Annotated in this window: 19 protein-coding genes; 1 reads left to right on the forward strand and 18 read right to left on the reverse strand. The window is 49.4% G+C overall.

Annotated elements, in window-relative coordinates; translation table 11 throughout:
- Positions 1 to 118: 118 nt before the first annotated feature.
- From ptsP (P9B68_RS08075) to P9B68_RS08120, 10 genes are all read right to left on the reverse strand, one after another.
- On the reverse strand, positions 119 to 1750 hold the full coding sequence (ptsP, locus tag P9B68_RS08075; protein ID WP_277668823.1) for a phosphoenolpyruvate--protein phosphotransferase: 1632 nt from the start codon (positions 1748 to 1750) through the stop codon (positions 119 to 121).
- A 147-nt stretch (positions 1751 to 1897) separates the two neighbouring features.
- A complete protein-coding gene (locus tag P9B68_RS08080; protein WP_167875215.1) occupies positions 1898 to 2995 on the reverse strand; it encodes a DHHW family protein in 1098 nt (365 codons plus the stop codon).
- 106 nt (positions 2996 to 3101) lie between these two features.
- On the reverse strand, positions 3102 to 4310 hold the full coding sequence (locus tag P9B68_RS08085) for an MBOAT family O-acyltransferase (protein WP_330566993.1): 1209 nt from the start codon (positions 4308 to 4310) through the stop codon (positions 3102 to 3104).
- A 425-nt stretch (positions 4311 to 4735) separates the two neighbouring features.
- Positions 4736 to 5314 carry a YcxB family protein gene (locus tag P9B68_RS08090; RefSeq protein ID WP_135660385.1) on the reverse strand — a complete coding sequence of 193 codons (579 nt, stop codon included), beginning with the start codon at positions 5312 to 5314 and terminating at the stop codon, positions 4736 to 4738.
- Positions 5315 to 5362: 48 nt separating this feature from the next.
- On the reverse strand, positions 5363 to 5641 hold the full coding sequence (locus P9B68_RS08095; protein WP_135660383.1) for an HPr family phosphocarrier protein: 279 nt from the start codon (positions 5639 to 5641) through the stop codon (positions 5363 to 5365).
- Between the two features lie 15 nt (positions 5642 to 5656).
- On the reverse strand, positions 5657 to 7375 hold the full coding sequence (gene ptsP / locus P9B68_RS08100; protein WP_243113018.1) for a phosphoenolpyruvate--protein phosphotransferase: 1719 nt from the start codon (positions 7373 to 7375) through the stop codon (positions 5657 to 5659).
- A gap of 200 nt (positions 7376 to 7575) precedes the next feature.
- Positions 7576 to 9000, reverse strand: a complete 1425-nt coding sequence (locus tag P9B68_RS08105) for a PTS transporter subunit IIC (protein WP_135660381.1) — start codon at positions 8998 to 9000, stop codon at positions 7576 to 7578.
- A 100-nt stretch (positions 9001 to 9100) separates the two neighbouring features.
- Positions 9101 to 9403: a PTS sugar transporter subunit IIB gene (locus tag P9B68_RS08110; RefSeq protein WP_135660379.1), complete on the reverse strand. Its 303-nt coding sequence runs from the start codon at positions 9401 to 9403 to the stop codon at positions 9101 to 9103.
- Between the two features lie 78 nt (positions 9404 to 9481).
- Positions 9482 to 9934: a PTS sugar transporter subunit IIA gene (locus P9B68_RS08115; RefSeq protein WP_135660377.1), complete on the reverse strand. Its 453-nt coding sequence runs from the start codon at positions 9932 to 9934 to the stop codon at positions 9482 to 9484.
- A gap of 53 nt (positions 9935 to 9987) precedes the next feature.
- On the reverse strand, positions 9988 to 10716 hold the full coding sequence (locus P9B68_RS08120) for a class II aldolase/adducin family protein (RefSeq protein ID WP_135660375.1): 729 nt from the start codon (positions 10714 to 10716) through the stop codon (positions 9988 to 9990).
- 340 nt (positions 10717 to 11056) lie between these two features.
- Between P9B68_RS08120 and P9B68_RS08125 the strand changes: the two genes are divergently transcribed.
- Positions 11057 to 11866, forward strand: a complete 810-nt coding sequence (locus P9B68_RS08125; RefSeq protein WP_243113017.1) for a DeoR/GlpR family DNA-binding transcription regulator — start codon at positions 11057 to 11059, stop codon at positions 11864 to 11866.
- 24 nt (positions 11867 to 11890) lie between these two features.
- Here P9B68_RS08125 and P9B68_RS08130 read toward each other — a convergent pair whose 3' ends face one another.
- The 8 genes from P9B68_RS08130 to P9B68_RS08165 form a co-directional block, all read right to left on the reverse strand.
- Positions 11891 to 12256 (reverse strand): DUF1667 domain-containing protein, encoded by a 366-nt coding sequence (locus tag P9B68_RS08130; protein WP_135660373.1) that lies wholly within the window; start codon positions 12254 to 12256, stop codon positions 11891 to 11893.
- On the reverse strand, positions 12253 to 13521 hold the full coding sequence (locus tag P9B68_RS08135) for an NAD(P)/FAD-dependent oxidoreductase (RefSeq protein WP_135660371.1): 1269 nt from the start codon (positions 13519 to 13521) through the stop codon (positions 12253 to 12255). Before P9B68_RS08135 ends, P9B68_RS08130 begins: the two co-directional genes overlap by 4 nt.
- A gap of 1 nt (position 13522) precedes the next feature.
- On the reverse strand, positions 13523 to 14971 hold the full coding sequence (locus tag P9B68_RS08140) for an NAD(P)/FAD-dependent oxidoreductase (protein ID WP_277668824.1): 1449 nt from the start codon (positions 14969 to 14971) through the stop codon (positions 13523 to 13525).
- A 97-nt stretch (positions 14972 to 15068) separates the two neighbouring features.
- Entirely contained in the window at positions 15069 to 16346 is a 1278-nt protein-coding gene (locus P9B68_RS08145) for a RuBisCO large subunit C-terminal-like domain-containing protein (protein ID WP_135660367.1), read from the reverse strand.
- Positions 16343 to 17155 (reverse strand): triose-phosphate isomerase, encoded by an 813-nt coding sequence (gene tpiA / locus P9B68_RS08150; protein WP_277668825.1) that lies wholly within the window; start codon positions 17153 to 17155, stop codon positions 16343 to 16345. Before tpiA ends, P9B68_RS08145 begins: the two co-directional genes overlap by 4 nt.
- Positions 17156 to 17183: 28 nt before the next feature.
- Entirely contained in the window at positions 17184 to 17648 is a 465-nt protein-coding gene (rpiB, locus tag P9B68_RS08155; protein ID WP_135660363.1) for a ribose 5-phosphate isomerase B, read from the reverse strand.
- Positions 17649 to 17731: 83 nt separating this feature from the next.
- The gene (locus P9B68_RS08160) at positions 17732 to 19249 is read right to left on the reverse strand and encodes a phosphohexomutase domain-containing protein (protein ID WP_135660530.1); all 1518 of its coding nucleotides are present in this window, start codon (positions 19247 to 19249) and stop codon (positions 17732 to 17734) included.
- A 44-nt stretch (positions 19250 to 19293) separates the two neighbouring features.
- Positions 19294 to 19477: class II fructose-bisphosphate aldolase (locus tag P9B68_RS08165; protein WP_277668826.1), on the reverse strand; the 184-nt coding region annotated here is incomplete at its 5' end.

The raw sequence follows: 19477 nt of genomic DNA on the forward strand, positions 1-19477 counted from the left end.
CAAAGAGCATTTTCAACCGAATTGCAAATTGGAAAAAATTAACAAATACTTCGCCACGAAAACTTACTGCCAACGATTAACGGCTGCCTTCCTTTCGGAAGACAGCCGGCTAAGCAATTTATTTTATGTTAATCTGCTGAACGGCCCTGCGAAGCTCCAACACCGCGGAAGGCGTTACAGAAAGCTCACGGACACCGATTTTCACATAAAATTCGGTTAAGCTTGTGTCCGCCGCGGACTCTCCGCAAATTCCAACCCAAATGCCCGCCTTTTTTGCACTCCGCGCAGCCATTTCAATCATGCGCAACACGGCCGGATGCCTGGAATCAAACAGCTTCGAGATACTGTGGTTCATACGGTCTACCGCTAGTGTGTACTGCGTTAAGTCATTGGTGCCGATGCTGAAGAAGTCCACTTCCTTCGCAAGCTCGTCGCTCAGCATCACTGACGCCGGGGTCTCAATCATGATCCCGATTTCAAAATGGGGATCAAATGGAATTTTTTCTTTCGTCAGGTCATTTTTTACCTTTTCAACCAAGCCTTTAATCTGCCGCACTTCATCCACCGAAATGATCATCGGGAACATAATCGCCAGCTTCCCGTAAGCCGAAGCGCGGATTAAAGCCCTTAGCTGTGTAAGGAATAAATCCTGACGATCCAGGCAAATCCGGATCGCCCGCAAGCCAAGCGCCGGATTTTCCTCGTGCGGAAGGTTGAGGTAAGGCACCTGTTTATCCGCCCCCAGGTCCAGCGTGCGGATAATGACTCGTTTGCCGCCCATACGCTCCAAAACCGTTTTATAGGCGATAAACTGCTCTTCCTCGCTCGGGAACTGGTTGCTCTCCATATACAGGAACTCGCTGCGGAACAGGCCGATGCCGTCGGCGTCATTTTCCAGCGCCAAATCAACGTCTTCCGGATGGCCGATATTGGCGTTAATTTCCATTTCCACGCCGTTTTTGGTAATCGCCTTCGTGCCCTTTAAAAGCTTCAGCTCCTGCTGGTGCTTGATAAACTCCTCCTGCTTTGCGCGGTAATCCGTCCGTGTCGCTTCATCCGGCTCAAGGATAACATCTCCCGTATTACCGTCCACTATGATTTCTGCCCCATCGGAAAGCTCGTTGAACTGATCCGCAAGGCCTACTACCGCAGGGATGCCCATAGTACGCGCCAAAATAGCGGAATGGGAGCTTTTGGAACCTTCCTGAGTCACAAAAGCATAGACCATTTCCTTGTCCATTTGCACGGTTTCGCTTGGCATCAGGTCGGCGGCGGCGACGATCGTCGGCGACGAAAGGCTGTCCAGCCCGTTGGCAAGCCGGGTGTCCAGATTCCGGATTAGGCGCTTGGATATATCAATCACATCTGAAGCGCGCCCGCGCATGTATTCGTCGTCCATTTGTGAAAACATTTCGGAAAATTGCTGGCCCGCCTGCCATACGGCGTATTCCGCATTCAGCTTTTCCTCCCGGATCGCTGTTTGTATCGCGCCGTAAAAATCTTCATCCTGCAGCATCATAATATGAATCTGAAAGATCATGGAGTTCGCCTCGCCGACACGCTTAAGCGCTTTAGCGTAAATCGCATTCAATGCTTCAACGGAAGTCTTTTTCGCCTCGTCCAGCCGGGCAAGCTCCGCTTCCACATCTATAATCGTTTTCTTTTCAATATGGTTGTCAATATTCAAACATAACGTAATTTTTCCAATTGCAATTCCTTTTGACGCACCAATCCCATGGAGTATTTTCATTCTTTTTCACCATTCTTTCTTATTTTTTTGCGGAAATCCCTCAAGCTGTTCCTATTCCTCCTTATGGTAAATATGATTATCGTTCCGCTTGGCTCACAGGCCCGTAACGGCGAAAATTTAAGCGCTGACGCGTCTTGAAATCAATACTTATCGCGCACTTAATTTATTGGCAACGGAAACCTCGCACAGTTGTTTGATACTGTACACTGCGGCCGTTTCCGTAATTCCATTCTGTTGAATATATTTATAAATATCCTGATTGTAATATCTTAAATCGATAATGTGTATTTCTGAAAAATTTGTCGATAAAAAGGGAATCATGCTGTTAGCGTAAGAATCCTTAATCAGCAGGAGCTTTTTCTTTGTGGAAGCGTCCGGATTTTTCACAACATCCACACTGTGGTTTCCCCCGAGAAAAACGGAATATTTATCTTTCTTTTCGAGATATTCCTTCCAATACAGATTGCTGCGCGTACTCTTTCCGGTTTGCTGTGTGATAACCGCCTGTTTCTTATAAAACGGAAGATAGAGAATATCCGGCTCCTGACTGCTGCAAATTGCTTTGGAATATAAGGTGCCGAGGAAGGAATCCGATACTTTCTCAAATGAAAAATCCTCCTTCGCAGTAGGCTGTATATGCATGGCCGTCATGAGCGCCTCGTAGCCCTTGAAAGCGCCGAATGTGTTCCAGTGATGATCGGTTTTATAGTAATAATCGTTTCCCGTCCGGTCGCTCAGCGTATCAAACAGATCCACCACCGTCGTATTGGCGCCGGCGCCCGCTTTAATTACGTTGAACTCTTCGCGCTGGTCATGGCTAGGCGCAGCATAAGGAAGCCGGTCACCCTGCATCTGCGCCCCGGAAGGGACAGGGACAAAATAAAATGGGAGCCCCGTTTTTTTCGCAAAAAGCTGGATCGCCGCGGCGTTGCGGGCGAAAATATCCGTACGGTTCGGCAGCAGCACCTCATAAAGGTGCCCGTCGCTGCCAAAATAAACGCCGCCTTCCGCCGGGATCCGGCCGTAATTGGATCCCAAATCCCGTTTCCCCATAAGAAGCTGTACGCGGGTATTGAGTTCCACAAAATTTTTGCGCAGCATAAAATGGTCGCCAACATAATTTTCAATTGATTTCATAAAGCTTCCGTCCGCTATTGAGGCAGCGGTAAACTGCGGAGGGGACTCCAGCACACGGTTTTCCTCTTCGGAGAAATCGATTTTCGGGGCAAAAAGAAGATAGAGCACCCCCCCCAATATTGTAAGGAAAAGAACAGATGTGACAAATGCATTTTCCGGATTGCATTTGCCTTTTAAATTAAGAAGATGATTTTTCATTTTTCACCTATCACTTTTAGAAACGGAAATACAAGAATGGATTGTACGCATTGCCCACAAGAAACGACAGGGACAGGAACAACAGGCACGCAAAGCCTGCGCTCCATATTATTTTTCCAGCCGTACCGCTTTTACGCAACTTGTCCGCCAAGGACTTTACCAATGTCGAACTGCACAGCGCCGCAACGATTAAAAGCGGCCCGCAGGTTATCAGGGAATACACGCCGAGATTGTCCGCGCCGGGCGCAAACCCGAACATGGCGCGCACCACGCCGAACGCTTTCCGGATGTCCAAATAGGAAAAGAAAACCCACCCGATAACCGCGGCAAGAAAGCTGTAAAGCCATTGGAAAAACCGTGGGATCCGATCCAGCCACTTTTGCAGGAACAGTTTTTCACAGATTATCAAAAAGCCGTAATAAGCACCCCAGAAAGCAAAATTCCAGCTCGCGCCGTGCCAAATGCCGGTCAGTACCCAGACAACGGCGAGGTTCCGCACGTTTTTCAATCTGGAACAGCGGTTGCCGCCCATCGGGATGTAGACATACTCCCGGAACCAGGAACCCAGCGTAATATGCCAGCGGCGCCAGAATTCCGAAACGCTGTGGGAAATATAGGGATAATTAAAGTTTTCCGGAATCTGAAAACCAAACATACCCGCAAGGCCGATGGCCATATCCGAATAACCGGAAAAATCGAAATAAATCTGGAACGTGAAGGCAATCGCGCCAAGCCACGCGGAAAGCGTGCTGGGGTCTCCCATATACTGTACCTTATCGGCCAGAATCGCCAAATTGTTTGCAAGAAGAACCTTTTTAAATAGTCCGACCAAAAACCGCTTCCCGCCGGCCGTAAATTTCTCAAGCGATTCCTGCCGGTTTCGGAGCTGATCCGCCAGATATTCGTAACGGACAATCGGCCCGGCAACAAGGTGCGGGAAAAAGGCGATATAGGTACCGAAATCAATAATATTCCGCTGCGCGGGCGCTTCCCCGCGGTAAATATCGATATTATAGGAAAGGGATTCAAACGTATAAAAAGAAATGCCGATGGGCAACGCCACCTCAGGCACTGGCAGAGCCAAGGCCGAAAGGGAATTCACCGTCTGTACCAGCAAGCTGGAATATTTAAAGAACCCGAGCAAGACGAGATTTACACAAATGCTGAAAATAAGGAAAACGCGGGAAGTTGCCGTACCCCGGTACTTTTCTATAAAATGTCCCATAATATAATCAAATCCCGTTGTAAACAACATCAGAAAAACATATACCGGTTCTCCCCAAGCGTAAAACAACAGGCTGAAAAGAAAAAGGCAAAGGTTTTTGAATCTTCTGGGAACAAGAAAATAAACGGCCAATACTACGGGCAAAAAGACAAACACGAAAAATAAGCTGCTGAAAATCATTCTACCGTTCCTTTGCGTTCATAATACATTTTATTTTACGTTATCTCACTCCTTTTTTCAAGGGATTCCCCGAATCTGAAAGAATTTCTATAAAACAGCAGGGCACAACGGCAATTCCGAAAAAGAGCCGTTGTGCCCTGCAGGGGGCCCTATATGAATTGGATGTTACCTTATTTATAGAAATGAGTCTTATAATTCCTTTATTGCTTTGAGACGCTCCTTGCTGAAGGGAACGTTTCCGGTTTTCAGTTGTAATTTTTATTAAGCCTGTGTTTTTTTTGTGTTTTTCCCTGTTTTATTCGGCAGCGTATCTTGAAACGCACGCCTAGCTTTTCCTTCATGCAAATCCGGGTCTCCTCGATCTGCTTTTCTGTCACACATCTTTTGGGCAGAAGAACGGCGCTGTTTGGCGTACGGTACAGCAGAAACAAATGGTCCGTTTCAAATGCATAGGCAATGTCGTCCCATTTGTCCACCCCGGTATGAATGTTTCCGCTCTCTTTGTACTGTACATCGTCATTGCCCAGCAGCACCGTATGGGCCTTTTTAAGATAACTGGCGCCGTTCACCTTAAAACGGCGGACATTGGTTAGATAACTCACAAAGAGCATCGGCATCGTAACGGCGACCATCAGCGCGCAAAGATGGATGGTTTGCGTCAATTGGATCACATCTGCCAAATCCAGAATAAAAGCTGTGGTTCCTGCAATCCAGCTAATCAGAATTGCGATATTCTGTCCTTTCCGGAATGAAAAAGTGGAGAAAAAAGTCATCTCCCTGTAATCGTCCAATGTCGATTTAAAATGATAAACAATAGGGTACATGATAAGCCATCCTCTCTGTTGCTTTCAAAAAATCGCTCAAAAAGCAGATTACTCTCCGAATTTGGAATCAATAAGCGCGACTAGGCTGTCAACCGCCTGCTGTTCATCCGGGCCATCCGCAGAAAGCTCCACTTCCTCGCCCTGTGCAAGGCCAAGTGCAAGCACACTGATGATGCTCTTCGCGTTTGCCACGTCCTCCTCCGGATCTCCACCGACACGGGTGATTTTGATTTTGGATTCAAATTTGCCGGCCGCCGCGATAAAATCGGACGCCGGGCGGGCATGAAGTCCCGTAGCGTTTGCAATTACGGTTTTTTTAGAATACATAGTTAGAGTATCTCCTTAAATAACATCTTTCAGCGAATCCTTCAGATACGCTTCAATCTCTCCGGCTGTTTCCATCTGACACACCTTGTCAGCCATTTCTTTGGCAAAGCGCAGATCCAGACGGGAAATGATCTTTTTCGCACGGGCAACGGAAGCGATACCCATGCTGATGCGGCGCATGCCAAAACCAAGCAGCACCGGCATGGCAAGCTTATCGCCGCCCAATTCGCCGCAGACACAAATCGGCTTTCCGGCTTTATTGAACTGTTCAACCGTGTAACGGATGAGGCGGAACATCGCCGGATGATAGCTTTGGTAGTATTTTGCAACATTCTGGTTCAGGCGGTCAACCGCGGTTGTATACTGGCAAAGGTCATTTGTTCCAATACTTGCAAAATCGACTTCTTTTACAGCCAGATCCGCAATCATGGCAATGGACGGAATTTCAATCATAATACCGAATTTCACGTTTTTGCCGTATTTGATGTTTTCGCGATCCAAATCCTGCTGCACTTCGCGAACAACCGCTTTGGCATTACGTATGTCGTCCATGCTTCCCACCATCGGGAACATAATCCACAAATTTCCGATGGTTCCCGCGCGAAGCGCGGCGCGGAGCTGGGTTTTAAAAATATCGCGGTGCTGCAGGCAAAGCCGCAGGGCGCGGTTGCCGAGGAACGGGTTGTCTTCTTTCGGAAGTTCCAGGCAGTCCAGTTTCTTGTCCCCGCCAATATCCAGCGTACGCAGGGTGACCGGGTTGTTGCCCGCTTGCATCAGAACCTTGCGGTAAATCTTATACTGTTCTTCTTCGGAAGGCAGCGTATCCCTTCCCATATACAAAAACTCGGAGCGGAAAAGGCCTACGCCGTCTGTATATTGAATGTCATGGACTTCCTGTGCATTGGCGGAACCGATATTCAGCTCCACCTCTATTTTGACCCCGTCCTTTGTAACGCCGTCACTTGCAAGATACTTCTTGGTTTCCGCCGTCTGCTCCTGGAACTGAACCTTCTTTCCCCGATAAGCCTCTTTTTCCTCATCGGTAGGGTCGGTAATCAGGGCACCATCAACAGCATCTACAATAACCTCTTGGCCATTTTGAAGTTGGAAAAGAATATCCGGCACGCCAAGGAGGGCCGGAATTTCATAGCTGCGCGCGATAATTGCCGTATGGGATGTAGGGCCTCCCACTTCGGTAACAATCGCAAGGACCTTATTACGGTTCATGGAAGCTGTATCGGACGGAAATAAATCCTTTGCCACGACGACAACCGGATCTGTTAAAACCGCCAGATTTTTTTCTTTCACACCCATACAATTCCGTAACAGGCGACACCTTACGTCTTCCAAATCGGAAGCGCGCTCCCGAATCCGTTCATCCGCGGATTTTCCGATAATCCGGATGTATTTACGGAAGATTTTATCCACCGCCGCTTCCACACTCTTTCCGTCGGAAATCGCGTCCTGAATTTCCTCTTCCATGGCTACATCAAACAGAATGTCCATATGCGCCTTTATGATCTTGGCCTTCCCGGGGTCATCCTGCTGAAGCCGGGAATACAATGCCTCCAATTCCTTCTTTGCGCTGTTCCGCGCATTTTTATAACGGCTTAGCGCCGCCGGTATTTCTTCTTTGGGGAGCGCCGTCGTGTCCACTACAGGCACAAACGGCTCATACAGCATAATCTTCCCAACTGCGATACCTTCGGACACGGGATTTCCCTGATATACCAATTTGAATTCCTCCTTGACGTGAAAAGCTTTCCGGACGTGTGCGCAGCGCGCACGGAATCCTTCAACGAATTTGAGAAAAGGAAAAGGCGGCACACCGCCGAAACAGTGCGGCACCTTTTCCTCTTCAGTTATATTTTATGCTGGGACGAATCTGGAATGTATGATTGGGACGGTGGTAAGTTGTTTCTAGGATGTAAAAGTTATTGTGCAGCAGCAGGAGCTGTGTTTGCCTTGTCATGGCCGGGATTGAGGGCTTCTTCTTCAATCCAAGCATGAATCTTCGCGCGGTTCTTGCGTACGAAGACGTAGCAGACAACATAAATAATGATAACTGCTGCAATGGCGATCGGATTCTGGGAAAGGAACGCCATGAAGATAAGTGCACCGACAGGCTGGCCAAGGATGATGAAGCTGGTGATCATCATAACGCCTTCCTCCAGCTTTACGGTACCGACACTCTTCGCAACTTCCGTAAACGCGCTACCGGTCATTGTGCAGCAATACAGGAAGATGACGCAGAAGATACCACCGGAAATAATGGATTTCAGCATGTTGCCGTTTGAGCAGGCAACACACGGCTGGATGCAATATGGGATAGCAACAAGATCAAGCATAGGTAGAGTCTGATTGCCGGGCAGGATGAAGGAAATGATCAGAACAATCGGCATAAGAACGATACCGGAAATCAGCGTTGCGGTTTCGCCGTAGCCGCAGGCATCGTTAACAGCCAGATACCACTCACCCTTTGTCCCCTTAACGGACTTCTTGGAAGCTTCTGTGATCGGGCCGAAAGAACCGGCGAAAATGCTGGAAATCTTCGGGAAAACAGCCATAACGGAAGCAGTAGCAACGCCGCAGACAAGAATTGTTCCCCATGATTTCAGTTCGCCCAGATGCTTAATGTTGCCGACGATACCAATGAACAAGCCAAGCAGAAGTCCCAGCGTCATAGGCTCGCCAAGGAATCCGAAGCGCTTGCGGAAGCTGTCCGGATCCGCTTTTACCTTGTACAGGCCTAAGCGGTTGAGCAGCCAGTTCATGCCGACTGCATATACGCCGACGGTGGCAGTATGCAAGGAAGCAATTGTGCAGTTCGGATAATGATAGAACTTCGACCATCTTTCTTCGATGACTTCCGTAAAGCAGAGCGTGTACAACTGCTGAACAATCATGCAGGTCAGGCTCAGCGCAAAATTCCCGGTAAGGAGGAACAGTACGGAACCCCATGCCATGTAGGAATAGTTGTTCCAGAGGTCACCCGCCTGGAAAACATTTGTATAACGTGTAAGAAACAGTACGATCTGAAGCACAATGGCAATTACCAGATAGATCATACCGATGTTTGTCGAATAAGCGATAATGGAAGTGGTCTGCCAGCCCATATCAAGGATATTCAGTTTAATACCGGTATCCTTAACAAGCTGGTTGATAATGGGGGTAATAATAGGGCTGTAAGCTCCAATAACCAGGTTGAATCCTTCCAGACCAACACCGGCGGACAAAGCCGACATGAAAGCTTTTTTTGCAGGGACTTTCAATGCTAATGCCATGATGAAGATTACAACCGGCACAAATACGACTGATCCAAATGTGTCGAAGAAGGTTTTTATTGCCGTAAAAAACATTGTTAATCCTCCCAATTTCTGATTTTCAGAACGCGGAACTCGCGCGTTCCTTTTCCCTCATAGATTTCCAATACAATTCCTCGGAAGAAACCATATCCGGTTATTTTCCAGCTTTATGCAACGCTTCAATCGCCTCCTCCATAAATTCCTCCTCGCCCATTCCGGTGATAAGACCGATCGCATTGAAAGCAGGTACGCCGAAATTGTTGCCAATCGGGCTTGCATATGCGATCATGTCAAAATGCTGACGGGTGCAGTAGCTTTCCACCTCGCTGGAATTTGCTTCGACGGTTTCCGCGTCATAACCCCTTTCCGCAAACATGTCTCTCAACTTGCTTGCAACCATGGATGAGGTCACCACACCCGAACCGCAAATAGACAGAATCCTAATTTTTGTTGCCATAGAAACGCACTCCCTTTAAAATAAATATTTTCATTTAACACCATGGGGTTAGCCTTGGTATTAATATCGGATAAGGCATCAGGCATCGATTACCGGTTTGAGAAAATCGTAAATCTCGTCCTTTGTTTGCGCTCCGCGCACCTGATTCAATAATTCTTTGTTCTGCAGCATTTTCATGATCCGGCGCAGCAGGAAAAGCTGATCCTTCGGATCGCTGATCGCAAGCATGAACAGCACCTTCGGATAAAGCGTAATTTCCGGGGAACCCATCTGCCGGAATTCAACCGGATGCTTCAGAACGGCGACGTTCATTGCGGGGGTAATAACATGTGCACTAACCGTATGGGGAATCGCAATATCGTAAGCGATAGCCGGAAGCGCCGTGGGGGAACGCTGCTCGCGCTCAAGCACCGCATCTACAAAGCTGGGCTTTACAACACCGGCTTGTACGAAATCCTCTGCCAAGGTGCGGATTGCCTCTTCCCGGTTTGCAACATCAAGGTCAAGGCGTATCAGATCTTTTCTTAACATTGTAGCATTTCCTCTTTTCATTCCGAGTTTAAAAAGGAATTCGGTTGAAAAATTCAGTCTTTTTTCGGCAGAACATCGGTGGTATTCTGGGGTTGGCTTACTCCAACCGGCATGGGAACGGGTGAAAGTCCGCCAAGGCGGCGGCGTTCGTCAAGACCGGCAAGCTGTTCGTTCGTCAAAAACCGCGCTTTGCCGAGCAAATGCAGGTTGAAGGTAACCTTTGCATAATCCTCAAGGACTTCCATCCGGCGGTATGCCACGCTGAGGGAATTGCCCCATGTGAGCGCCCCATGGTTGGATAGGAGAACCGCGTTATAATCCTTGCAGAAGGGTGCGATACTGTCCGGAACCTCTTCCACACCGGGTTTTGCATATTTGGCTACCGGCACACAGCCGATTTGCATCAAAGCTTCCATTAAAGTGGGCTCGTCCAGCGCAATACCAGCAATAGAGAACGTGGTCGCATAAATCGGATGCGCGTGCACAACCGCGCGAACATCCGGGTTTTCCTTATAGACACGCAAGTGCATTTTCACTTCGGATGAAGGGTTTCCGGCGCCCGCCAGAATATTGCCGTCCAAGTCGAGTTTAGTCATCATTTCCGGCGTCATAGCTCCCTTGGATACGTCTGTCGGCGTACACCAGATTTCATTCTCTGAAACCTTAACCGTTATATTGCCGTCATTAGAGACAACATATCCGTGTTCATATAAACCGCGTCCGTATTTGACAATTGCTTCTTTTGCTTCGTCATCGGTCGGGTAGTGATCTTGGACAACCATTCTATCTCTCCGTTCTTTTGTTTTTGCATTTTTGGATTTCTGTTGAATTATATCATTGTTATGTTGGAATGTCAATGCTCTATAGGGAGTTTTACAGGTTTTTTTATTAAAACTATTTACATAAACTCTTTTTTACTATATAATATGAACAAATCGAATTTTATGTATGTTGATTTGTGTTGATTGTGATATTTATTCAAAATAACCTTGTTGATTTTTTGCGTTGAGATACAATACTATTTTGGTTTTTCGCATATTACTAAACCTGGTTTAATATTAATTTTGAACAAATTCAAAAAATCACGGCAAAAAAAGAAACATAAGGAAAGGATGTCAGCCAATGGCAATGTTATCAGTAACGCGCAAGCAAAAAATAAAGAATCTGATTCTGGAACGAAAAAGCGCCACCGTTACGGAACTGGCACAGATGTTTGACGTAACGGACGAAACCATCCGGCGCGACCTGCGCAGCTTGGAGAAGGAAGGGGTGCTTATGCGCTCGTACGGCGGTGCTTTCGTGCAAACAGGGGTTGAAAACCTGATTGATTACAGCATTCGTTCTACAGTCTATTTGGAAGAAAAGAAAATTATTGCGGAAAAGTGCAGGCAAATCATTCAAAACGGCGATGTTATATTTCTCGACAACTCGACGACCACCTATGCGATTGCTAAGGCGATTCAGGATATGAGACTGACGCTCATCACGAATTCTTTGCCTATTATTAATCTGTTGTCTCAAAAGGAAAATATGCGCCTAATTTGCACAGGGGGCTTTTTCTCGCTTAAAGAGCTTGCATTTTACGGAAGCAAAGCGCAAAAAGCGCTGGAAGAGTATTATGTAGACAAAGCGTTTTTTTCCTGCCGCACGCTGTCGATCGAACAAGGGGTAACCGACTCAAACGATGATCTGGCGCAAATACGGAAAACCATCATCCGGCGCAGCAAGGAACGTTACCTCGTAGCCGACTATACAAAATTCAATCAGGCTTCCTTTATCAACATATGCGGCTATGACTGTCTGAACGCAATCTTTACCGACCGGCCTCTTTCCCAGGAATGGCACACATCCCTGAGCAAATACGGATGCCGTATCTACGACGACCCACCGGAAAACAAAAGCACTACCGCAAACGAAAAAAGCACCAAATAAGCTGGCCGGAAAGATTACAGGGGATCAGGAATCACGCGAAGCAATGATATCGACTCCGGTATCCAGCACGTTGTGGATTACAACGTCGCCCATTTTTACAGGGGCGCGCACCGTTATGTGCCGAAGCAGTTCCATCGTCTGTGCATGTTTGCTCAATGGGAAAGCATCCGAAGAACGGACCGGAAGAAGCGCATCTCTTCCGTCCTCCCCGCGAAGCACAACCGTGCTGGTAATTACCCGCATGGGGCAGGTGATTTCCTGCTTAGCGAAAGCTTCGCCACGTGGGCAGCGGTTCCCCGCTATCTTAACGGGTTCGCCTTTTTTATTCAGTTCAACGGTCACATTACAGCTATTCGGGCAAACCGTGCATATAAGTTCCTTTGTACTCATGGATTTTCCCCTCCTAAAACAGATTCGATTTTCAGCGTGATTTCGCCGTCGGCCTTTTGCAGAACAGCGGACGGCAGAACCAGCTCTTCCATAGTGCTCGGGATATAGCTGCGCGGTCTCCCCTGCAGCAAAATACTGCCTTCGGAGGTAACCACCATGCGTGCGTTTTCAACAGGGCGGCGTACACGGAAAAGCACGGAGGCCTTCTCCCGCGAATAAATTTCGGACGGAACGGTGTAGCCAATTGGATCTTCACAGTTTACTGTAATTGCCGGATTGCTTTCCTTTTGTTCGCCTTTTGCAAAAGCCGCGGCACAGGCAGCGGCATGCCGTGCTTCCACGGTTACGTTATCGGCAAGGTCATGCACATGGAGAACATTCCCACAGGCGAAGATGCCGGGAACGCTTGTCTCTAAACTGTCATTCACCACCGCGCCATGTGTGCGCGGGTTCAATTTAACACCGGCCCCGGCGGACAGTTCGTTCTCCGGTACAAGGCCGACGGATAGAAGCAGCGTGTCACAGGGTACAATTTTGGAAGTACCATCGACAGGCTGCAATTTTTCGTCTACTTTTGTAACTTCAACAGCAGCAACGCGACCCTTTTCTCCGATTACGCGAGTCACGGTGGTGGAAAGGTGCAGCGGAATTCCAAAATCCTCAAGGCAGTTCTTAATATTCCTTTTTAAGCCGTTCGGGTAGGGCATCAGTTCATAAACACCCTCTACCTTCATCCCCTCCAAGCTGAGGCGGCGTGCCATAATGAGGCCAATATCTCCGGAGCCGAGAATGACGAACCTGTGGCCGGGACAGTAGTTGTCTATATTGATATAGTGCTGGGCAAGGCCCGCGGTCAGAACGCCCGCGCAGCGGTCGCCAGGTATTTTAATTTCGCCGCGGGTACGTTCGCGGCATCCCATGGCCAGCACAACGGCTTTTGCATTTAACACGGAAATTCCTTTTTCATTCATGCAGACGACTTTTTTGTCCTTTGTAATCTGCAAGACCATGGTGGAAAGTAAAACGGTCACATCCGTTTCACCCAGTTGATTGACGAACCGCTGGGCATACTCCGGGCCGGTCAGCTCCTGCTTAAAGCATTTTAAGCCGAAGCCGCTGTGGATGCACTGTAACAGGATACCGCCCAAATGCGGGTTGCGTTCCACCAGGGCGACGCTTGCACCGTTTTTACGCGCCTCGATTGCCGCCGCCATTCCGGCGGGACCGCCGCCGATCACGGCTACGTCAAACTGAAATTCGTTCATGTCAGCAGCCCTCCTTCAGCTTTGAATAGATTATTTGCGACCCCTTGTCGCCAAGTTCAATCTCTGTGGGGCTGCATCCTAACTCTTTCGCCATAATACTGATAACCTTCTGCTGGCAGAAACCGCCCTGGCAGCGACCCATTCCCGCGCGCGTGCGGCGTTTGATTGCGTCGACCGTCACAGGCTGCGGATTTCTGTGCATCGCGTCGATAATCTCACCTTCCGTTACACATTCGCAGCGGCAGACAATCCGGCCGTAAGCGGGATTTTTACGTATAAGCTCATCCTGTTCTTCTGTGGAGAGCGTGCTGAAATCAACAGGCGCCTTTCTGGTATCGATAAAGTTCTTCTTTTCCTCCATCGGAATACCGCAGCCCTTCAGCATTTGGACGACATAGGCCGCAACAGCGGGAGCGGAAGCAATACCCGGGGACTGAATCCCCGCAACATGAAACAGTCCGGCAACCTTTCGGGAAGGACGGATGTAAAAATCATTGTTGTTTCCCACAACCACAGCACGGTTTCCCGCAAACGTGCGGATCACCTTGTGGATGTCCAGCTTTTCAATCAGATTGTTCGCCCCGGCGATTAATTCATGGATTCCCTCGCGGTAGCTCGCAACATCGTCTTTCTCTTTCATAACGGCGGTCGAACCCACCAGAATATTCCCCGAAACGGTGCTCATTAAAACAACGCCCTTTGAGTCCGGCTTCGGGATCGGATACAGCGTCATAACGTCTTTAATGCCGCAGTTTTTATCCATAACCAGCAGATCCCCATGGCGCGCCTGAATCGTAAACTCATCTGCGCCGGCCAAACGGGCCACATCATCCGCATGAACGCCCGCGCAGTTAATGAGGTATTTCCCGTTGAGTTGCCCTTTGGGAAGCGTTACGGCAAAACCGTCCTCTGTTTTCTGGATCGCTGTCACCGGAGAAGAGAGATAAAAATGCACGCCGTTTGCAACCGCATTTTCAGAGAAAGCAATGGCAACCTCAAATGGATCAACCAAGCCCGTATGCGGGGAGTAAAGGGCATATTTTGCCTTCCGGTTCGTTTCCGGCTCCAGCTCGAAAATCCGACCACCGCTGATCAGCTCCAGGTCGGGTGCGCCGTTCAGGCGACCGCGCTCCAGCAATGTTTTCAGAACGGCGAGGTCGTCTTCATTAAATCCGACAACCATAGAGCCCCTTTTCAGGAACCGGAATCCCAGTTTTTCGGAGAGGACCGGATACATTAAACAGCCCTTGCTGTTCAAAAAGGCTTTCAGCGTTCCGGGGACCGGGTCGTCGCCCGCGTGAATCAGCCCGCCGTTTGCTTTGGTGGTACCGGACGCAACGTCGGCTGCGGCCTCGCATACGGCAATATTCAGCTTATATTTTGAAAGTTCCCTTGCAATGGAACAGCCCATGATGCCGCCACCGATGATAATCATGTCATATTGCTGCAAAGTAAACACCTCTATCAATCTTTGTGTTTCGAATGCCAAACCGCCTGAAAAGCTGCGGCAGTATGTGCATTCCGCTTCCATTGAATTTCAGAGCGGCTTAATTGTGGAGACCAAAGCGCTCCAATGCAACACGAAGTTCTTCATGTTCCTTCGCCGCGTCCTTCAGCGGTATTCCAGACATCACGGCGTCTATTGCCTGACGCATTGCGCGCGCACCCGCCGCAGCACCCATCGGATGGCCCTGGACGGAACCGCCCGCAGCGAAAATAATATCGCTACCCAAATCTTTCACATAGCGCTCCGTAATGCCCGGATGCACGCCGCCCCCAACGATGGGCATGGAAGGCTTGAGATGATAATACGGCAAGGACATTTTGTGCGCCGTTTGAATATATTTCTGGAATTTCAGAGGATATCCGCCGTAAGGCGTATTCATCATAATCATATCCGCGCCCGCCATCCTTGGGAAAAGGCCGGTGGCAAACGGAGCGGAAAAGCCGCTGACAATTCCTTCGTAGAACATGCCGGAGCTCGCGTAATGTCCCAGAATCGGCACGTTCACGCTCTGCGCAAGGGCGCACACCATGCTGTAGCCAACCGCCGCGTAACTGACCATAATCGCCTTTGCACCTGCGTCGATGCAACGCTTTGCATTGTCGATCATACGATCCGCACGATCGGTGATATTGCAAATATAAACGGTACGGTGGCCGGTTTTCTCAAACGCGGCGTCGGAAGCCTTCTGATACGCCTTTACGCGCTGCTCCACCGGGCAGAAATCCGGGTTGCCGAGCAGCTCGTCGTCCTTGATGAAGTCCACGCCGCCCAACGCGGTTTCATAAAAAATCTTAGCGCCGATATCCGGGGTAAAGCCGGTGCAAGGCTTAATCATGTTCAGAAGCAGGGGGCGTTCCGCCACCCCGGTAAATTTGCGAATCCCTTCAATACCGAAATTCGGACCTTGGAATTCTTTCACGAAGCTCTCCGGAAACTGTATATCCACCAGCTTGACCTGCGCGGAAGTGGAAGCATCGTTACCAAGAACGGTTACCAGCATCTGCGGGAACTGCGCGCTGAAATTCGCGGTTGGATAAGCAAGCTGAATCAGGTAGGAAACGGTATCCGTCTGCACCTGTGTGGAAAGGTCGCACGGGGGAAGGTCAATGATATTAATCACCTTGCCCATGTGCTTATCGCGCATTTCATCCGTGATACCCGGAACCGGAACCCATGTGCCGAGCGTCTGGCCGATGGTCATACCGACCGCTTTCTCAACCACATTGGTCTCTTTCGGAAGCTCAATATAATAGGTGGCAAGAACATAATCGAGGCTGCGGATGGATTCATTCAGCGCATAAAGCTGGGTTTGTTTCATAGGGCAGCCTCCTTCCTGCGTTTTTCTTCAAACAACGGCAAAACCATACGGATAATGGAATGGAAGTTGTCCGCGTCCCATGCACTACGGCCGATGAACAGACCGTCAATGTAAGGCATCCCAATCAACCCTTCTGCGTTCTGCGGATTCACGCTTCCGCCGTAAAGAACCGGGATATCCCCGCCTACTTCGGCGCCGAACAGCTCCACCAGCGTATCGCGGATCACCTTATGGATATGGTCGGCGTACTCCTTGGTAGCGGGAACGCCGTTCACGCCGATCGCCCAAACGGGTTCGTAAGCGACCGAAACCGCTTTTGCCTGCTCCGGCGTTACGTTGTGAAAACCCACTTTTAATTGCATGCGGAGCACCTCTTCAGCAATTCCAAAATCCTTTTCCCCCGCGGTTTCACCCACGCAGAGCAGCGGCTTAAATCCATGCTGCAGTGCGCACAGGACTTTTTTATTTTCTTCCTCGTCCGTTTCGCGGAATATATGGCGGCGCTCGGAATGGCCGGCCATGACGATATTCACACCGGCTTCCCGCAGCATGAGCGGCGAAATTTCTCCGGTAAACTGACCTTCTTCTTCCCATCCCATATTCTGGGCGCCTATGAGGACGCTTTCCTGCGGCACGCTTGCACGTGCCGCAGGAAGCGTTATATAGGAAGGTATGACAAACAGCTCCATTCTGTCGCGGGAAATATCCTGCGTCAGTTCATTGAGTCTTTCCAGAAACGTAACTGTCTGCTCCGTCGTTTTGTACATCTTGGTATTGGTTCCTAAGTAAATCTTTTTCCTGCGTTCCATGGATCCTCCTTTTTACTGAATACCGTTTTTATTGAAAATTTTCCTTCTCAATTCCTGCGATTTCCTCAAGCTTCGGGGTTGACCGGCCACCCTTGTATTCCAGCGGAAGCCATTCGTCAACGATTTTTTTTGCAAGTTCCGGACCGATTACGCGCGCGCCCATGCAAATAACGTTTGCATTGTTGCTCAGCGCGGAGCGTTCCGCGGAATATGCATCGTGACAGACGGCGGCGCGGATACCCTTAAATTTGTTTGCACACATAGCCATGCCGATCCCGGTTCCGCAGATTAAAATCCCGCGCTTGTTATATCCGCTCTCGATAATCTTCCGGCAGAGACGTTTTGCAATGGTCGGATAATTGGTGGGGTCGCTCGAATCATCACATCCCATATTTTCAATGGTATACCCTTTGCTTTTGAGGTATTCGGCAACCAGGTTTTTCATATCAACCGCTGCGTTGTCGCAGCCGATGACAATCGTATTACGATCCATTCTTTTTTCCTCCTAATGTTTAAGTTCAACCCACTTACGGTTAGCAATATACAGAGTGAAGGGTGCTTCCCATCACGCTTGTATCAATATCTTTTAAGCGAGGTTAGATCAAGTCCCTCACAGGTATCTAGAAAACCGCACAACTGATTCAGAATTTTCCGAACTCCTCCTGCGGAATCGCTTTCTACATTCAGCGGCATAATCGGATCATGAACGCTCAGACGGAGGAGGAACCAACCGTCGCCGTCCTCTTTGCCGAATGACACGCGCAGACCTTCGTAATTTTCGGTCGCGATCCGCCACGCTGGGTGTTGTTTTGCATATTCCGTTAAATCGGCAATCACCTTTTGGCCGTATTCTTTAAAATTTTCTTTCCGAATGGGGAAACGGAGTTCTACCGCCTCCATCGGTTCCGCCAGGGGTTCAAGCAAATCTTCCAGCTTTTTCCCCTGCGCGCGGAGTTGGGCCGATTTTATGATGATTTTCGTCACAAGGTAGGCGCCGTCGTCCAGAAAATAGTTCTCGCGCATGGCAGCATGGCCGGAAGTTTCGATAGCCAGCGGACAATTAACCCCCTCGCTATTCAGGCGTACCGCCTCGTTGATTACGTTTTTATAGCCTCTCTTGAAGCGGTGATGCTTTCCGCCAAGCGTTTTTTCTATGTATTGATTCAAACCGCTGGAGGTAATGGAGTCGGTCACAACCGTTCCGCCCCTGTATCCCTCCAAAGCTATGGCCGAGGCAATCGCCACCAGGCGGTTGCGGTTGATCTCGTTCCCGTGTTCGTCCACCGCGCCGCCGCGGTCCACGTCGGTATCAAAGATGACGCCCAAGTCTGCCTTTGCCCTGACAGTCGCCGCACAGACGGATTTCATTGCCGTTTCATTTTCGGGATTTGGGATATGGTTCGGGAACAGCCCGTCCGGTTCCAGAAACTGGCTTCCGGATATATCCGCGCCGAGGGGCTCCAGCACATCGCGGGCGTAAAATCCCCCTACGCCGTTCCCGGCGTCAACAACGATATGGAACCCTTTCAACGGGTGGGTATAATCCGCTGCGTTCACGCCCTTTTGAATGATTTCGCGCAAATGCGTACTGTATTGCGACATATAATCGACAGCTTTTACGCTACCCTTTCCCGGTGCGGGTTTGTCTCCGTTCTGGGCATGCAGAAGAATTGCTTCGATATCCGGTGAATCCAGCCCGCCGTTCTTCGTAAAGAACTTCAACCCGTTCCGGTTGAACGGATGGTGGCTGGCGGTAATCTGAACGGAACCGTCACAGCCAAGATCAATGGTGGTCATAAACATGGACGGAGTGGAAGCGAGTCCGCAGTCCAGCACCTGTACCCCCGCGGCGGTCAACGTGCGCGTAACCGCCGCTTGGATCCGGCCGGCGGAAATCCGCGAATCATGCCCGACGGCTACTGTAAGCTTTGAAACATCTTTTTTCACGAATCCGGAAAGCCAAAGCACGAATCCAGCCGTCATTTTTTCGATATTTTCATCGGTTAGATTGATTTCTTCCCCGGCAACGCCATTGCTTGCAACACCGCGGATATCCGTTCCACTTTTGAATTGGTTCCAGTATTTTGTGAGCATCGCAATCTCCTTATCTGTCGTAGTACGCGGCTGCATAATACCGCCTACGCTTTTCCCTCGCAACCGAGCACGCACCGGATTTTATGGGCAACCATATCTTTAATGGCTGTGCGCGCGGGGGCGAGATACTGCCTTGGGTCAAAATGGCTCGGATTTTCCGCCATATACTTGCGGATGCTGGCCGTCATGGCGAGACGTAGATCGGAGTCCACATTGATTTTGCAGACC

It is taken from the genome of Caproiciproducens galactitolivorans (assembly GCF_029266045.1).
GTDB lineage: Bacteria > Bacillota > Clostridia > Oscillospirales > Acutalibacteraceae > Caproiciproducens > Caproiciproducens galactitolivorans.

Coding starts and splice junctions, on each gene's coding strand:
- rpiB (WP_135660363.1), bottom strand. CDS start 17,648: ATGGATCGTAATACGATTGTCATCGGCTGCGACAACGCAGCGGTTGAT.
- ptsP (WP_277668823.1), bottom strand. CDS start 1,750: ATGAAAATACTCCATGGGATTGGTGCGTCAAAAGGAATTGCAATTGGA.
- P9B68_RS08160 (WP_135660530.1), bottom strand. CDS start 19,249: ATGCTCACAAAATACTGGAACCAATTCAAAAGTGGAACGGATATCCGC.
- P9B68_RS08130 (WP_135660373.1), bottom strand. CDS start 12,256: ATGAGTACAAAGGAACTTATATGCACGGTTTGCCCGAATAGCTGTAAT.
- P9B68_RS08085 (WP_330566993.1), bottom strand. CDS start 4,310: ATGGGACATTTTATAGAAAAGTACCGGGGTACGGCAACTTCCCGCGTT.
- P9B68_RS08115 (WP_135660377.1), bottom strand. CDS start 9,934: ATGTTAAGAAAAGATCTGATACGCCTTGACCTTGATGTTGCAAACCGG.
- P9B68_RS08125 (WP_243113017.1), top strand. CDS start 11,057: ATGGCAATGTTATCAGTAACGCGCAAGCAAAAAATAAAGAATCTGATT.
- P9B68_RS08145 (WP_135660367.1), bottom strand. CDS start 16,346: ATGAAACAAACCCAGCTTTATGCGCTGAATGAATCCATCCGCAGCCTC.
- P9B68_RS08110 (WP_135660379.1), bottom strand. CDS start 9,403: ATGGCAACAAAAATTAGGATTCTGTCTATTTGCGGTTCGGGTGTGGTG.
- P9B68_RS08105 (WP_135660381.1), bottom strand. CDS start 9,000: ATGTTTTTTACGGCAATAAAAACCTTCTTCGACACATTTGGATCAGTC.
- P9B68_RS08095 (WP_135660383.1), bottom strand. CDS start 5,641: ATGTATTCTAAAAAAACCGTAATTGCAAACGCTACGGGACTTCATGCC.
- P9B68_RS08135 (WP_135660371.1), bottom strand. CDS start 13,521: ATGAACGAATTTCAGTTTGACGTAGCCGTGATCGGCGGCGGTCCCGCC.
- P9B68_RS08090 (WP_135660385.1), bottom strand. CDS start 5,314: ATGTACCCTATTGTTTATCATTTTAAATCGACATTGGACGATTACAGG.
- tpiA (WP_277668825.1), bottom strand. CDS start 17,155: ATGGAACGCAGGAAAAAGATTTACTTAGGAACCAATACCAAGATGTAC.
- P9B68_RS08120 (WP_135660375.1), bottom strand. CDS start 10,716: ATGGTTGTCCAAGATCACTACCCGACCGATGACGAAGCAAAAGAAGCA.